The 14,779-nt window shown below is 30.0% G+C and carries 15 protein-coding genes; 4 read left to right on the top strand and 11 right to left on the bottom strand.

Features of this window, described 5'->3' with window-relative positions; translation table 11 throughout:
• Both Q0997_RS14405 and Q0997_RS14400 read right to left on the bottom strand, forming a co-directional pair.
• Window positions 1–759, bottom strand: coding sequence for an ABC transporter ATP-binding protein (locus tag Q0997_RS14405; protein ID WP_299890045.1), 759 nt, complete (start codon window positions 757–759; stop codon window positions 1–3).
• The gene (locus Q0997_RS14400; RefSeq protein ID WP_299890044.1) at window positions 759–1,496 is read right to left on the bottom strand and encodes an ABC transporter permease; all 738 of its coding nucleotides are present in this window, start codon (window positions 1,494–1,496) and stop codon (window positions 759–761) included. The genes Q0997_RS14405 and Q0997_RS14400 overlap by 1 nt, the downstream gene beginning before the upstream one ends.
• A gap of 112 nt (window positions 1,497–1,608) precedes the next feature.
• Here Q0997_RS14400 and pafA point away from each other — a divergent pair, with 112 nt between their 5' ends.
• Window positions 1,609–3,270 (top strand): alkaline phosphatase PafA, encoded by a 1,662-nt coding sequence (gene pafA, locus Q0997_RS14395; RefSeq protein ID WP_299890043.1) that lies wholly within the window; start codon window positions 1,609–1,611, stop codon window positions 3,268–3,270.
• A 93-nt stretch (window positions 3,271–3,363) separates the two neighbouring features.
• On the opposite strand, the gene Q0997_RS14390 is transcribed toward pafA, so the two are convergent.
• The 6 genes from Q0997_RS14390 to rsfS all read right to left on the bottom strand — a co-directional run bounded on the left by Q0997_RS14390 (window position 3,364) and on the right by rsfS (window position 8,149).
• Complete coding sequence (locus tag Q0997_RS14390) at window positions 3,364–3,630, bottom strand: acyl-CoA-binding protein (RefSeq protein ID WP_299890042.1); 267 nt, start codon at window positions 3,628–3,630, stop codon at window positions 3,364–3,366.
• Window positions 3,631–3,635: 5 nt separating this feature from the next.
• The gene (locus Q0997_RS14385) at window positions 3,636–4,286 is read right to left on the bottom strand and encodes a phosphatidylserine decarboxylase family protein (protein ID WP_299890041.1); all 651 of its coding nucleotides are present in this window, start codon (window positions 4,284–4,286) and stop codon (window positions 3,636–3,638) included.
• Entirely contained in the window at window positions 4,276–5,097 is an 822-nt protein-coding gene (locus tag Q0997_RS14380; protein ID WP_299890040.1) for a phosphatidate cytidylyltransferase, read from the bottom strand. The genes Q0997_RS14385 and Q0997_RS14380 overlap by 11 nt, the downstream gene beginning before the upstream one ends.
• 3 nt (window positions 5,098–5,100) lie before the next feature.
• Entirely contained in the window at window positions 5,101–5,709 is a 609-nt protein-coding gene (locus Q0997_RS14375; protein WP_299890039.1) for an LUD domain-containing protein, read from the bottom strand.
• Between the two features lie 112 nt (window positions 5,710–5,821).
• Window positions 5,822–7,768: an ATP-dependent zinc metalloprotease FtsH gene (ftsH, locus tag Q0997_RS14370; protein ID WP_299890038.1), complete on the bottom strand. Its 1,947-nt coding sequence runs from the start codon at window positions 7,766–7,768 to the stop codon at window positions 5,822–5,824.
• 9 nt (window positions 7,769–7,777) lie between these two features.
• Window positions 7,778–8,149 (bottom strand): ribosome silencing factor, encoded by a 372-nt coding sequence (gene rsfS / locus Q0997_RS14365; RefSeq protein WP_299890037.1) that lies wholly within the window; start codon window positions 8,147–8,149, stop codon window positions 7,778–7,780.
• A gap of 105 nt (window positions 8,150–8,254) precedes the next feature.
• Between rsfS and Q0997_RS14360 the strand changes: the two genes are divergently transcribed.
• Window positions 8,255–8,986: a biotin--[acetyl-CoA-carboxylase] ligase gene (locus Q0997_RS14360; RefSeq protein WP_299890036.1), complete on the top strand. Its 732-nt coding sequence runs from the start codon at window positions 8,255–8,257 to the stop codon at window positions 8,984–8,986.
• On the opposite strand, the gene Q0997_RS14355 is transcribed toward Q0997_RS14360, so the two are convergent.
• Window positions 8,983–9,378 (bottom strand): SRPBCC family protein, encoded by a 396-nt coding sequence (locus Q0997_RS14355; RefSeq protein WP_299890035.1) that lies wholly within the window; start codon window positions 9,376–9,378, stop codon window positions 8,983–8,985. The genes Q0997_RS14360 and Q0997_RS14355 overlap by 4 nt on opposite strands.
• Before the next feature lie 87 nt (window positions 9,379–9,465).
• Window positions 9,466–10,110: an orotate phosphoribosyltransferase gene (gene pyrE / locus Q0997_RS14350; protein WP_299890034.1), complete on the bottom strand. Its 645-nt coding sequence runs from the start codon at window positions 10,108–10,110 to the stop codon at window positions 9,466–9,468.
• A 133-nt stretch (window positions 10,111–10,243) separates the two neighbouring features.
• Between pyrE and Q0997_RS14345 the strand changes: the two genes are divergently transcribed.
• Together Q0997_RS14345 and Q0997_RS14340 are read left to right on the top strand one after the other, a co-directional pair.
• Window positions 10,244–10,825, top strand: a complete 582-nt coding sequence (locus tag Q0997_RS14345; RefSeq protein WP_299890033.1) for an NUDIX domain-containing protein — start codon at window positions 10,244–10,246, stop codon at window positions 10,823–10,825.
• A gap of 239 nt (window positions 10,826–11,064) precedes the next feature.
• Window positions 11,065–12,933, top strand: a complete 1,869-nt coding sequence (locus tag Q0997_RS14340) for a T9SS type A sorting domain-containing protein (RefSeq protein WP_299890032.1) — start codon at window positions 11,065–11,067, stop codon at window positions 12,931–12,933.
• 73 nt (window positions 12,934–13,006) lie between these two features.
• Here Q0997_RS14340 and Q0997_RS14335 read toward each other — a convergent pair whose 3' ends face one another.
• Window positions 13,007–14,755 (bottom strand): M14 family metallopeptidase, encoded by a 1,749-nt coding sequence (locus tag Q0997_RS14335; protein ID WP_299890031.1) that lies wholly within the window; start codon window positions 14,753–14,755, stop codon window positions 13,007–13,009.
• Between the last annotated feature and the right edge of the window lie 24 nt (window positions 14,756–14,779).

Below are 14,779 nucleotides of genomic sequence, written 5' to 3'. Positions count from 1 at the left end.
TTATTTATTTAAGCTTTCACGTACTTTTCTAAATAGGTTAGAAGAATAGACAAAATCGGTAACAATTTCGTTATCGGTTTTAAATATATTGTGTTTAGAACCTTCCCATTCTTTTAAGCCATAACGTAAGAAAACAATTTTCTCTCCTATTTCCATAACAGAATTCATGTCATGAGAGTTTATTACGGTAGTAATCTCATATTCTTCCGTAATTTCTTTAATTAAATTATCTATAACAATGGCAGTTTTTGGATCTAAACCGGAGTTTGGTTCATCACAAAATAGATATTTTGGTTTATTCACAATTGCCCTTGCAATAGCAACACGTTTTTGCATACCACCAGAAGCTTCGCTTGGCATTTTTTTATGAGCGTCAGGTAGATTTACACGATTTAAAACAAAATCTACGCGATCCATCATCTCACTTTTACTTTGTTTTGTAAACATGCGTAAAGGAAACATAACATTTTCTGCAATGGTCATAGAATCAAAAAGTGCACTACCTTGAAAAACCATTCCCATGTCTGCTCTTAAATCACGTTTTTTGTCTTCAGATAGTTCTGAGAATATTTTACCATCATAAGAGATGCTGCCTTTCTCATAATCAAATAAACCTAAAAGACACTTTAAAAAAACGGTTTTTCCAGAACCACTAGTTCCAATAATAAGATTGGTTTTACCTTTTTCAAATGTGGCACTAATACCTTTTAAAATATGTGCATCTCCAAACGATTTTTCTAAATCTTTTACTTCTATCATTAGCTTAATAACATTTGGGTTAATACATAGTTTAAAAGTATAATGGCAACACTAGTCCAAACAAAAGAAGTGGTACTGGCTTTTCCAACTTCTAATGCACCACCTTTCATAAAATAACCATGATAAGAAGGTATTGTGGCTAATACAAAGGCAAAAAGTAGTGTTTTAATAAAAGCATATACTATTTGAAAAGGGATTAATTCTGTTTGAATTCCAATAATATAATCATCTGCAGAAGAATAACCTCCCAAAACACAAGCGGTTAAACCTCCAAAAATCCCCAAAAACATAGCAATAGAAATCACAAAAGGATATAACATTAAAGCAATAAATTTTGGAAATACTAAATAATTTATAGAATTAATACCCATGACTTCAAGTGCATCAATTTGTTCTGTAACTCTCATGGTTCCAATACTTGATGTTATAAAAGATCCTACTTTTCCGGCCATAATAATAGAAATAAATGTGGGAGCAAATTCTAAAATAACAGATTGTCTAGTGGCAAAGCCAACAAGGTATTTAGGTATTAAAGGATTGTTGATGTTTAACGCAGTTTGTATAGTAATTACGCCACCAACAAAAAATGAAATAAAAGCTACAATTCCTAAAGACCCTATAATTAAATCATCTATATCTTTTAATATAAGTTGTTTCATTACAGACCATTTCGTGGGCTTACGAAACATCTCTAAAACCATTAAAAAATATGTGCCAATATTATGTAGGTACTGCATAGTAATATTTATAATGCTAAAGTATAAAAATCTAATGACGTATTTAACGATTAATTTAAATTAAGATAAACTAAAAAATGTATTTTTGAAAACGTTACAAAACAAAACAAAAATGAGATTTCAATTAAGTTTATTATTTGCACTATTACTTTTTAATTGTAAGGCACAAAACAATATTATAACATCAAAAGATACTGGTAAGGTATCTATAAATACGCAGCCTAAATTAGTAATTGGGATTGTTGTAGATCAAATGCGTTATGATTATTTGACACGATTTTATGATAAATATGGAGATGGTGGATTTAAACGTATGGTGAATGAAGGATTTAATTGTAAAAACAATCATTATAATTATGTGCCAACCTATACTGGTCCAGGACATGCTTCAATTTATACTGGGACTACACCAAAGTATCATGGTATAATAGCAAATAACTGGTACGATAAGTTTATTAAAGAAATGGTGTATTGTGCAGAAGATAGTAATGTCTTGGCGGTGGGAAGTGAGTCTGAGCTAGAGCGTATGTCTCCACATAGAATGAAAACAACAACGTTTAGTGATGAAAATAGATTATTCACACAAATGAAAGGAAAAACCATTGGTATTTCAATAAAAGATAGAGGCGCAATACTGCCTGCTGGACACTCTGCTAATGCGGCTTATTGGTTTAGAGGAAAGAATGAAGGAAACTTTATTACAAGTACTTATTATATGAAGAACTTACCAAAATGGGTTAGTGATTTTAACACATCTAATGTGTCTGAAAGCTATTTGAAAGAGTGGAATACGTTGTATGATATTAATACATATACCGAGAGTGGAAATGATTTAAATGCATATGAAGGCGGATTTAAAGGGAAAGATCAAGCAGTATTTCCTTATGATTTAGCGAAACTTAAAGATCAAAATGCTGGTTTCGATATTATTAAAGGTACACCATATGGTAATAGTATTGTTGCCGATTTTGCTATTGCTGCGATAGAAGGTGAGCAATTAGGACAAGATACTATTACAGATGTGTTAACGGTTAGTTTTTCTAGTACAGATTATGTAGGGCATAATTTTGGAGTGAATTCTAAAGAAATTGAAGATACTTATCTACGTTTAGATAAAGATATCCAGCGTTTACTTAATACTTTAGATTCTAAAGTTGGAGCAGGCGAATATACTGTGTTTTTAACGTCAGATCACGGAGCAGTTGAGGTGCCATCATATTTACAAAGTCATAACATACCAGCTGGATATTTTGATAAAGATGCTTTTAAAAAACAATTAGATAGTTTCATGGCAGAGCGTTTTAAAGCTTCAGATTTAATTGAAAATATCAGTAATAATCAGTTGTTTTTTAATAAAAAGCGCTTAAAGGCTTTAAATATTTCTATAGAAGAAGTGCAAGATGCATTAGTACAAGAATTAATTAATTATAAAAATATAGATAAAGTATATGCTTCTAAGACTTTTCAAACTGCTTCTTTTGGTAGTGGAGTTGAAGCATTATTGCAAAATGGTTATAACCAAAAACGATCTGGAGATATAATAATGGTTAAAGATCCAGCAGTTATTAGCTACAGTAAAACAGGCTCTACACATGGTTCTGGTTTAAATTATGATACTCACGTACCATTATTGTTTTTTGGAAAAGGAATTAAAAAGGGCAGTACACAAGTTAAAACAGAAATTATAGATATAGCACCAACAATATCTGCATTATTGGGTATAAGTTTTCCTAATGGGGCTACAGGAGATGTTTTAGAATTTGTTGTTGATTAAATATTTTGCCATTCCTGTAAAAGCAGGAATTTATTTTAAAGGATGTTATTAAATTGTGGATTCCTACTTTCGTAGGAATGATAAGAAGTTGTTTTATTTTCTATACAAAAAGTAATTATTCACTAGCGCAACATAAGCTTGTTTGGCCTCATCTTCAGAAATATCTTGAATTTGGAATAAGGCGTTAGTCTTAAAGGCGTTAATTATTGGTGTTCGACTACTTGGTCGCTCGTAATTATTAGTTGCTTTTTTATAGTAGGCATAAAGTCTTAATAGAAAATCTGCAGGAAAAGGTTCTGTATGCGCATTTATACGCTCTACAGCATCTTTAAAGGCAATATCTATTTCTTCAGAAGTCATGTCTATTACATTTCGGCAATGATACTTTCACCACCACGAACTTTTTGGTTTAATTCTACTTTAATGTTGGTATCTAAAGGTAAAAATAAATCTACTCTTGAACCAAATTTTATAAATCCAGAGTCACTACCTTGAGTAACATCTTGTCCCGCTTTAGCGTAATTTACTATTCGCTTAGCTAAAGCTCCAGCAATTTGACGATATAATACTTTACCGTAGCTTTTGTTCTCTACAACAACAGTTGTGCGTTCATTTTCTTCACTAGCTTTTGGATGCCAAGCAACAAGGTATTTTCCAGGATGATATTTACTGTATTCTACTTTGCCAGCAATAGGATAACGTGTTACATGCACATTTAATGGAGACATAAATACACTAACCTGTAATCGTTTTTCTTTAAAAAACTCTGGTTCAAAAACTTCCTCTATAACCACAACTTTCCCATCTACAGGAGAAACCACAGTCTTATCATCCGCATTTGTATTACGTTTCGGGTTTCTAAAAAACTGAAGTATTAGATATAAGAAAACAGCAAGTGTAGCAAATAAAAGGTATTGTAACCAATTAATACTTACAAAGCGGTCTACAACCATAAATAGGCCGATAACAATAATAAAAGTGATTAAAATAATTTTATGTCCTTCTTTATGAAACATACTGTAAAATTCTTAAGAATAAATAAATAAATGGTGCTGCAAAAATAACACTATCAAAGCGGTCTAACAAACCGCCATGACCAGGCATAATTACACCGCTATCTTTTACGCCTGCTTGACGTTTAAATTTCGATTCAATTAAATCACCTATGGTACCTATGAAACTTATTATGACACTTAAAATTAACCAGTTATTAAATGTCAATGTTTCGGTATAAGTGAAAATAAAATAACTAGCAATACATGCAAAAAGTAAACCTCCAAGAAAACCCTCAACTGTTTTCTTAGGTGAAATACTTGGAAACAACTTTTGTTTACCAAAGTTTTTACCTACTAAATAAGCAAAAGTATCATTAACCCATACAATAATAAAGGAACCTAAAAGTAATTTAGGTGAATATTCATTTTTATAATATGGAATTAATATTAAGAAAATGAAAGCACTAGAAATATAAAAAGTAGTTAATATATAACGTTTTGATTCAAACATTGGAATTACCTTTTCAGAAAATAAATCCTTGACTAGTAATAAGTGTACAAAAATGGAAATAACCATAAGTATTTGCGTAGCCTCATCGATACCCATTGATGAGTTCATGAATAACCTCCAATAGCCAAATATGATATAAATTACAGTAAATATAATATATGGAACTACACTTTTAAGTTGAATTAGTTTTTTAAACTCGGCTAAACAAAGCAATCCGAATATAAAAAATACAATAATAAGTGCATGTTGAAAAAAAAGAGAGCCTACTAAAAGTGTTACATAAAGTAATCCAGATAGTGATCTAGTTAAAGTTTCTTTCATTGCTTATAGGTCTTCTAAAAGCAACAAATATAAGTTTTTTGAAGCACTACCATAGCTTAAAAAGTCTTTTTCCTCAACGTTTTTAAAATGTTTAATGGTAGTGATATTAGTAGGGAGTTTTTGTTTGTTTTTAGTTTTTATTTGGCGTAAACCTTCGCCAATATTAGTTACAATCTGACTTGTAGTAGCAAAAACGATAAAATTATTAGGGAATTCAGGTAGCTTTTTTTCTGCAATTTGGTTGGATGAAATTAATAAAGAGCCATCATCTGCAATTAAGTTTTCGCATGTTGTAAAAAAGAAAGTAGCATCTTTGGGATAATCTGCAAACGTTAGCGTAGCATTTTTAAAACGATCTTTTAGGTTTTTATCATAAAAATATACTGGTTGTTCTTCCCATTTATTTTCTTTTATAATTGCATTTAGATTTTCATAAACCTCATCTAAATTTTCACTGTACAAGAACTTGCCACCATTAGATTTAAAGTTTATTGTAAAACTTTCATCTATTGGTAGTTTAACCTGAGGCATGTATTTACCTCTTTCATCGTTTTTTATTTCTTCTTTCTCTTTATTAGATTTAGAACGAAAGATGTTTCTAAATATGCTCATTTACATTGTTGCTATTATCAAAACACATAGGGATATTTCGTAAATATAAAAAATCTCAAACGAACAATACTGTTAATTTGAGATTTTTAGATTTATTTAAGTTTTTTATGTGCTATTCTTCTTCCTCAGATTTAACATTAGGTTTAATGTCTGCAAAAGGACGCTTTCCTAAAATCTCTTCTAAATCATCTTTAAATATCACTTCTCTTTCAATTAATCTTTGTGCTAATTTATCCATGACATCACGTTTAGATGCTAATAAATCTAAAGCGCGTTGATATTGGGTTTCTACAATGTTTTTAATTTCATTGTCAATAAGCTCTGCGGTTTTTTCACTATATGGTTTTACAAAACCATTTTCTCCAGCCGGATCATAAAATGTTACATTACCAACTTTTTCATTTAATCCATATATCATAACCATAGCTTTCGCTTTTTTAGTTACGCTTTCTAAATCACTAAGTGCGCCTGTAGAAATTTGATCAAAGACTATTTTTTCGGCAGCACGTCCACCCATAGTTACACAAATTTCATCTAAAAACTTACTTGTTCTAGTTATATATGCTTCTTGTGGTAAATACCAAGCTGCTCCAAGTGATCTTCCACGTGGTACAATTGTCACCTTTACTAAAGGATCTGCATGTTCTAAAAACCAACTTACAGTAGCATGACCTGCTTCGTGATAAGCAATAGTTCTTTTTTCTTCTACAGAGAATAAATTACTTCTTTTTTCAAGTCCTCCAACAATACGATCTACTGCATCTAAGAAATCTTGTTTTTCAACAGCTTTCTTATTGGTTCTAGCTGCAATTAGTGCTGCTTCGTTACATAGATTTGCTATATCTGCTCCAGAAAATCCTGGCGTTTGTTTAGCTAAAAAGTCAATGTCTAAACCTTGTACTTTTTTAAGTGGTCTAAGATGGACTTCAAAAATAGCGCGTCTTTCTGTTAAGTTAGGTAAATCTACATAGATTTGCCTGTCAAAACGACCAGCACGCATTAAGGCTTTGTCTAATATATCGGCTCTGTTAGTTGCAGCTAATACAATAACATTTGTATTTGTGCCAAAACCATCCATTTCTGTTAATAATTGGTTTAATGTGTTTTCACGCTCGTCATTACTCCCAGACATAGCATTTTTACCTCTTGCTCTACCAATAGCATCAATTTCATCAATAAATATAATAGCTGGAGATTTCTCTTTAGCTTGTTTAAATAGATCTCTAACTCTTGAAGCTCCAACACCTACAAACATTTCTACAAAATCTGAACCAGATAAAGAAAAGAAAGGTACTTTAGCTTCACCAGCTACGGCTTTTGCAAGTAATGTTTTTCCTGTTCCTGGAGGTCCAACTAAAAGAGCTCCTTTAGGAATTTTACCTCCTAAAGAGGTATACTTTTCTGGATTTTTAAGGAAATCTACAATTTCTTGCACTTCTTCTTTAGCGCCTTCTAATCCAGCTACATCTTTAAATGTTGTTTTAACCTCTGTGTTTTGATCAAAAAGCTTTGCTTTAGATTTTCCAATGTTGAAAATCTGACCGCCGCCGCCGCCGCCAGCACCGCCAGACATACGTCTCATAATAAAAATCCAAACTCCAATTAATAATACGAAAGGTAATAGGCTAAAAAGCAGGTCACTTAGTTGACTGCTTTCTCTATCAAATTCGTATTCTACAGTAAGCTTGTTTTCTCTAATGACTTTTCTAAATTCATCTTCAAAGATTTTATCATTTCCGTACTCGTAATTATAATTTGGAACTTTAGAACCTATAAAAGAAATTGATTTTTGAACAGATTTTTTATGTTCAGCTTTCTCTTCAGCTTCTTTAGTTAAATAAATTTTAACCCGTTTAGTATTGGTTATAACATCAAATGTTTTAATGTCACCTTGTTCGAGGTAATTAAAAAATTGTGTCGTATTTATTTTATTTGCATCACCTGCATCATTGTTTCCAAAAATGAGAACAGCTAAAAGTGCTGCAACGATACCTCCATATAACCAAGACGTATTAAACTTAGGTTTTTTTGGAGTTTCTTTCTTTTTATTTTCTGCCATGAAATGGATTTAAAATTTTGATTCAATAACTGTTGTTTTGGCATCACCCCAAAGACTTTCTATATCATAATACTCACGAATATGTTTTTGAAATACGTGTACAACAACGTTTACATAGTCCATTAAAACCCATTCGGCATTATCTTCGCCTTCAATGTGCCAAGGTTTATCCTTTAATTCTTTACTTACTTTTTTTTGTATGGCATTAACAATTGCATTTACTTGCGTGTTAGAAGTTCCTTCACAAATAATAAAGTAATCGCAAACTGTATTTTCAATTTCTCTAAGATCAAGAATATTTATGTCTTTTCCTTTTACATCTTCTATGCCGCTAATAATTGTAGTTATTAGTGCATCAGCATTAGCTTGTGTTTTAACCATTAATTAGATTTAATTTGTGCAAAGTTATTATTTTTTGGTTCTTTATACTTTAAAAAAAGGATAAGATTATTATAATAAATAACAATACGAAGATAACCAATTTATATGCGTATAATCAAACTTGATGCCATCGATTCTACAAATACTTTTCTTAAAGAAATTAGTAGTGCAGATGTTATTGAAGATTTTACAGTTGTTGTAGCAAAACATCAAACTCATGGTAAAGGACAAATGGGGAAAATTTGGAGTGTAGAAAGAGGGCAAAACCTTACTTTTAGTGTGTTTAAGAGCATTACGTTTCTATCTTTTGAAAATCAGTTTTGCTTAAGTATGGTTACTGCGTTAGCATTAAAGAAAACCTTAAACGCTTTTAATATACCTAGATTAAGTGTTAAATGGCCAAACGACATTTTGTCAGCAGATAAAAAAATTGGCGGTATTTTGATTGAAAATGTCATAAATCAAAATCAAATTGTGTCATCTATTATTGGAGTAGGGTTAAATGTAAATCAAACAACATTTGATAATTTGCCTAGAGCTACATCAATGAAAAGTTTATTAGGGAATAATTTTGATTTAGATGAGGTGCTTCAAAAATTTATAGATCACCTTAAAGCGTATTTTTTAATTTTAGAAACAGGCAAAATAGAAACCATACGAAAAGAATATCTTTCTAATTTGTTTAGAAAAAATAAACCTTCAACATTTAAAAATATTGAAGGTCAATTATTTTCAGGTTTTATAAAAGGTATTTCTAAAACAGGAAATTTAATAGTGTTATTGGAGGATGAGATTTTAGAGGAATTTTCTCTAAATCAAATCACTTTATTATATTAAACAGCTCTTTGCATATTAGAGGCTAAAGTGTCTATAAACTTACTAATAGGGCCTTTTATCATCATAGCCATCATAGCATTAAATTCTCCTTCAAAAAGTAATTGTACTTCACTAGTATTATCATCAATCGCCGCTATGTTTCCAACTAATGCAAAATCTATTTTACCACCAGCTGCACCTAAAACTATTTTATTTGGCTTTATAGCTTCTTTCTTTTTTAAAATAATTTCTGGCATGCCTTTTAATGCAAATAAAAATTTATCTTCATCTAAAACTTCAAATTTACTTATGTTTTCAGGCATTAAACTTTCGAAATTTTTAACATCAGTTAAAAAGTTAAAAGTGTCTTGAGCAGATTTTTGTATGGTAACTTTTTGGGATTCTAATTTCATCTTATTGTATTATGTTTTTATTAAAAAGTAGTATTCTTAAAAATTTGGTTAATCCTTTTTTAAGAAACAAGTTCTAATTAGTGTATATCAATTTGCGTTCCATTCACTAGGATTGGCATTCCAATTTGATAATGTTTGTAATTGCTCTTCTGTTATATAATTTGTTTCTGCAGCTTCAACAAGTAAATTTTCATAATTACTAAGCGTATGAAGTTGTGTATTTTCATTTTCAAAGTTCTCTTTAGCAATGTCAAATCCATAAGTAAATATAGCAACCATACCTTTTACATTTACGTTTGCATTTTTTAAAGCACGAACAGCATTTAAACTGCTCTTTCCTGTGCTAATTAGATCTTCAACAACAACAACATTTTGTCCGCTTTCTATAAATCCTTCAATTTGATTTTGTCTACCATGACCTTTTGCCTCTGGTCTAACATATATAAAAGGTAACCCTAAATATTCAGCGACTAACATGCCAATACCAATGGCTCCTGTTGCCACACCAGCTATTGCATCTGGTTTACCGTAATGTTGTTCAATAAATTTACCTATTTCTTCTCTAATGTAATTTCTAATAGGAGGAAATGATAGAATAATACGATTATCACAATAGATAGGTGATTTCCATCCAGATGCCCATGTGAAAGGATCGTTAGGTTGTAGTTTAATAGCGTTTATTTGTAATAACACTTTTGCAGCTTGCCTTGCGGCGAATTTGTCAATTATCATAGTTGCAAAAATAAGGAATATTTAATTTTAGAATGATACTTCATGAATGAAAAATTATTTTTTTTAAGATGCTTTTTTCTAAATTAAAAAATGATATTTTTACGACAACCTAAAACGTTTGTAATATCTAACCATGCACTACATTTTTGTTAATGATAAACCTATAATTTTAACTACTAAAGTTGAAAAGGAAACAAATTTTAAAAACTTTTTATTAAAAGATGTTTCTATTGATACAATTATAAAAACAATATCTAAACGAAAAATAGAATCTGTAAGACTTATTCATCATAATCCTAATACTATTCTAAAAAAGTTTCTTGCTAAATTACCAAATGTTGTTGCTGGAGGCGGAAAAGTTTTTAACAATAAAGGAGATGTCTTGTTTATTTTTAGAAACAATAAATGGGATTTACCAAAAGGGAAAAGTGAAGGGAAGGAATCTATAGAAGAAACCGCTATAAGAGAAGTTGAGGAAGAGACAGGTGTTAACGGGTTAAAAATAAATAAGCCTTTAGAAACAACATATCATATTTTTAAAAGGAATGATAAGTTAAAAATAAAGATTACTTATTGGTTTGAAATGAATACCAACTTTGAGGGAGAGCTATTTCCTCAAGAAAATGAAGGTATTACAAAAGTAGCTTGGTTAAATAAAGAAGAGGCAACCAAAGCTCTTAAAAATTCTTATGCAAATATTAAATTATTAATATAATTTAAAGTTAATATTGTTTTTTTTCTTCATAATCTTTTTTGTGTTAAAAGCAATAACTCTAGGTAGTTATATTTTTTTATTCGTTTAATGGTAGTATTTTTCCGATTGAAATTTCTTACATTATTTTGTTTCCTTAAAAAGAACCACTTAAACGAATATTATCGTAAATAGACTAATATAATTTAGCGTGATTGATAGTTTTTTTAGTTTTCGGCGTTATTATCAATTAAATCTAAATTATGAAAACAACATTACTCTACCCATCACGAAAATCCACATTATTAGCGAGTCTAACTGTCTTATTTTCGTTTATTTTTTCAATACAATCTTATGCAACAACTGATTGTGGGCATATTTCAGGCTTTCAATTTTCTAATGGAAATTCTTCTGTAGATATTGTTGATGGTGGTACTTATTCGATAAGTGATCTGCCTTCTAATTTTTATATAGATGTTCTAGTGACGGGATACTCAGAAAGTGCTCGTATTACAGTGAAAAACAAAAATACAGGTCAATATGTGACGGTTTTTGAAAATTATTTGCCATATACTTTTCCTAATGGAGGAAGTGCTTTAAATTATGGACCAGGTAAGTATAGAGTATATTCTAAAATATATAAATATAATAATTGTCAATCTTCTTCTTGCGATTTTGAATATGTAGATTTTACATTAACTAATACTCCGCCATGTGGACAAATTGAAGGGTTAGAGTTTTCTAATGGTACAGATACAGTTGCTATTGTAAATGGAGGAAGCTATGATTTAGGATCATTACCATCTAATTTTTATATAGATGTAAAAGTTTCTGGATTAACAGAAAGTGCATTTAATAGAGTTAGAAACTTAGATACAGGAGAAGTGTTTACTAATGGCGAAAATGTATTGCCATATACATACCCAAGCGGTAATGCAGCATGGAACCTCGGAACAGGAACTTTTCAATTTTATTCTGAAATTTTTAAGTACAATAATTGTCAAGGAACTAAATGCGACCATATATGTATAACATTTACTATTACTGAAGATACTTGTGGGGAAATAGCTGAATATCAATTTGCAAATGGTACAGATGCTATTACAATTGTAGATGGAGAAACATATAATATTAATGATTTACCAGCTGATTTTTATATTAATGGTTTAGTTTCTGGAAATTCTGAAAGCTTTGGATATAAAGTAACAAACTTAGGTACTGGAGAGGTATATAACATTATAGAAAATTATATTGATTATACTTTCCCAGCTGGAAATGCAGCATGGTTTTTAGGAACAGGAACTTTTGAGGTGCAAGGTTCATTATTTAGCGGTAATTATTGTGGAGGAACTAAATGTGATGACGAGACTATTACATTTACATTAGAAGATGTAGTAGAAGAAGTTTGTCAAGCTGCAGCAGGAAACACAATAACAGATGAAACGGTGTTTTTAATTGCTCCAGGAGTTGATAATCCTGTTGTTACAATTATACCCGGTCCAGATACTGTTTTACCTGAAAACTATAGTTATGCTACATTGTTATCTAAAAATAATGTCATTAGATATATGGCTACAGGATTGTCTTTAGAATTAGTACAGCCAGGAAATAGTTTTAAAGTACATTTATTAGTTTATGATCCAACAACTTTAGATATAAATACAATTACATTAGGAGTTACTACAACTCAAGATATTCTAGATACAATTACTAATAATGATTTATGTGCATCATTAGATAGTGAAGGAGTTGCTATAACTATTATTAATGGAGGAGTAGATGAAAAAATGGCTGTTGATGATGTTAAAGTAACAGTAGATCCTATTAAAAATAATACACAAATAGTATCTATTGACGAGAAATCTGAAACTATTAGTGGGAATATAGATATTAAATTATATCCAAACCCAGTAGTTGATGATTTAAATGTGGAGCTATTATTATTAGATTCTGAGGTTATGAATTATAATATGGTAGATTTAAATGGAAGACAAGTACTTTCAGGATCATTTGATAATTCAACATTTGGTAAAACTAAAATTGATGCTAGATCATTAGCTTCTGGATTATATATATTAAGTTTTAAATCTAATTTTAGAACTTTTAGCAAGAAAATTCAAATTAATAAATAAGAATTATTCTTATAGTTGAAATAAAAAAGCTGTTGCAATTGCAACAGCTTTTTTATTTCAACTATTTTTAACTTTAATCTTTTAGAATTCTATAAATAGGATATTGCATATGTGCTTTTTCATAGTTTTCACTATGCTTATGTAACCAGTCTAATTGGGCATACCAGTTTTTTGCAAATTTTTCGTCTTTATTTTTTTTAGTTTCGAATTCTATTTTTAATTCTTCATTGTTGTGAAGTAATTCTTTGGCTTTATCTTCCCATACATATGCCGAAAAGCCTTCTTTTTGTTGTAATATAGTATCAAAGAAATTCCAATTAAAAAAAGAGTCTGGAGCTTGAGGTTCTAATGTTTCAAGTAAATAACGTACTGCATTTTGATTTGTTGAAACGATATAGTCTCCTTTGCTAAAATTAAGACTTGTTTTGTTAGACTCTACAGAAGTATTGTAATGTAAATAATGACCTTCGTATGGCGTTTTTCTTGTGTCATACTTCTTAATTCTATACAGCTCAATAGTAATCGTTGAATCTTTTTTTAATTCTCTTAACGTTACATTATTCAATTGTAATAATTTTATAACATTATGCCAGCCTTTTGGAATTATATATGCCTTTGGAATAGAAACCGTTTTTGAAGATTTAAAGTAATTTTGATAAATAACATCTTTTGTAAAAGGTTTACTTCGATTATATTTTAAGCGGTCTTTTCCAGTAATTTTACTTACAATAGTTTCGCCTTCATAACCTTTAAATTTTAATGTGGAAGATTTTTCGGAATCAACTTGCCAATCTAGAACATAATCTTTACTATTTATAAAGCTTTTCTTATTTTTAATTCTAAGTTTCGAAATTTTATTACCGTTAGATTCCGTAATTTCTATCATGCTTTTCATTAATTCATAAGTACCTTCAACTCGTTGTTTATATGGTTTTAACATATGTGTTTCTACCATCATTCCTAGAGTATTAAACAAAGTCGCATATCCTGTTGAATAACGTGGGTAATCCATAAATTGAGAAAAACCATTATCGGGAACCTTATTGTATACGTTAACATAAGGAGTAATATCCCAATCTTTTTCTTTTAGTTTTTGTTCCAGTTCTGGCATCATTTCATTATTTAGATAATTGCCTAAAACTCCTCCTAGTTTATTATGTTGGGTAAATAAATGTGTAAGTGTATACTGGTAATCTGCACCATTACTTACATGGTTGTCTATAAAAACATCAGGTTGTATTAAATGAAATAGTTTAGTGAAAGTTTTAGCATTTTCAGTGTCACATTTAATAAAATCTCTATTTAAATCGAAATTACGAGCATTGCCTCTAAAACCATAAGATTCTGGTCCGTTTTGATTGGTTCTTGACGTTGAATTGCGATTTAAGCTTCCTCCAACATTATAAATAGGAATAGTTACAATAACAGTACTATCTGGCGTTTTAATTTTCCCTTCAACAATGTCTCTATATAACATCATTGTGGCATCAATACCATCACTTTCACCTGGATGGATACCATTATTAATAAGTATAATGCGTTTTGTTTTTCTTATCTGAGAAAAGTTAAAGTCATTATCGCTATTATATGTTATAACGTGTAGCGGTTTTCCAGAATCAGTAATACCTATAGAGTCAAATGAAATTGATGCATAGGTTTTAGATAAGTTTTTATAAAAGCTAATGGTTTCTTGATAGGTAGCGGTTTTCGTGCCTTCAGATTTTTCAAATACAGTTGTAAAGTCTACGTTAGGTTTTTCTTTTTTAGAAGAACAAGCAATAAAAAAAACAATTAAAATAGATGATAGTAAATAACGCTTCATTATAATAAACTTTACAAAGTTGAA

The sequence above is a fragment of the uncultured Lacinutrix sp. genome (assembly GCF_947500325.1).
Lineage (GTDB): Bacteria > Bacteroidota > Bacteroidia > Flavobacteriales > Flavobacteriaceae > Lacinutrix.
This window is presented reverse-complemented; position numbering and strand designations above follow the sequence as displayed.

Bases quoted from the DNA above. Each gene is read 5' to 3' on its own strand.
- Q0997_RS14335 (WP_299890031.1), bottom strand. From the start codon at position 14,755: ATGAAGCGTTATTTACTATCATCTATTTTAATTGTTTTTTTTATTGCT.
- rsfS (WP_299890037.1), bottom strand. From the start codon at position 8,149: ATGGTTAAAACACAAGCTAATGCTGATGCACTAATAACTACAATTATT.
- Q0997_RS14380 (WP_299890040.1), bottom strand. From the start codon at position 5,097: ATGAAAGAAACTTTAACTAGATCACTATCTGGATTACTTTATGTAACA.
- Q0997_RS14355 (WP_299890035.1), bottom strand. From the start codon at position 9,378: ATGAAATTAGAATCCCAAAAAGTTACCATACAAAAATCTGCTCAAGAC.
- Q0997_RS14345 (WP_299890033.1), top strand. From the start codon at position 10,244: ATGCACTACATTTTTGTTAATGATAAACCTATAATTTTAACTACTAAA.
- Q0997_RS14390 (WP_299890042.1), bottom strand. From the start codon at position 3,630: ATGACTTCTGAAGAAATAGATATTGCCTTTAAAGATGCTGTAGAGCGT.
- Q0997_RS14400 (WP_299890044.1), bottom strand. From the start codon at position 1,496: ATGCAGTACCTACATAATATTGGCACATATTTTTTAATGGTTTTAGAG.
- Q0997_RS14405 (WP_299890045.1), bottom strand. From the start codon at position 759: ATGATAGAAGTAAAAGATTTAGAAAAATCGTTTGGAGATGCACATATT.
- pyrE (WP_299890034.1), bottom strand. From the start codon at position 10,110: ATGATAATTGACAAATTCGCCGCAAGGCAAGCTGCAAAAGTGTTATTA.
- Q0997_RS14360 (WP_299890036.1), top strand. From the start codon at position 8,255: ATGCGTATAATCAAACTTGATGCCATCGATTCTACAAATACTTTTCTT.
- Q0997_RS14375 (WP_299890039.1), bottom strand. From the start codon at position 5,709: ATGAGCATATTTAGAAACATCTTTCGTTCTAAATCTAATAAAGAGAAA.
- Q0997_RS14385 (WP_299890041.1), bottom strand. From the start codon at position 4,286: ATGTTTCATAAAGAAGGACATAAAATTATTTTAATCACTTTTATTATT.
- ftsH (WP_299890038.1), bottom strand. From the start codon at position 7,768: ATGGCAGAAAATAAAAAGAAAGAAACTCCAAAAAAACCTAAGTTTAAT.
- pafA (WP_299890043.1), top strand. From the start codon at position 1,609: ATGAGATTTCAATTAAGTTTATTATTTGCACTATTACTTTTTAATTGT.
- Q0997_RS14340 (WP_299890032.1), top strand. From the start codon at position 11,065: ATGAAAACAACATTACTCTACCCATCACGAAAATCCACATTATTAGCG.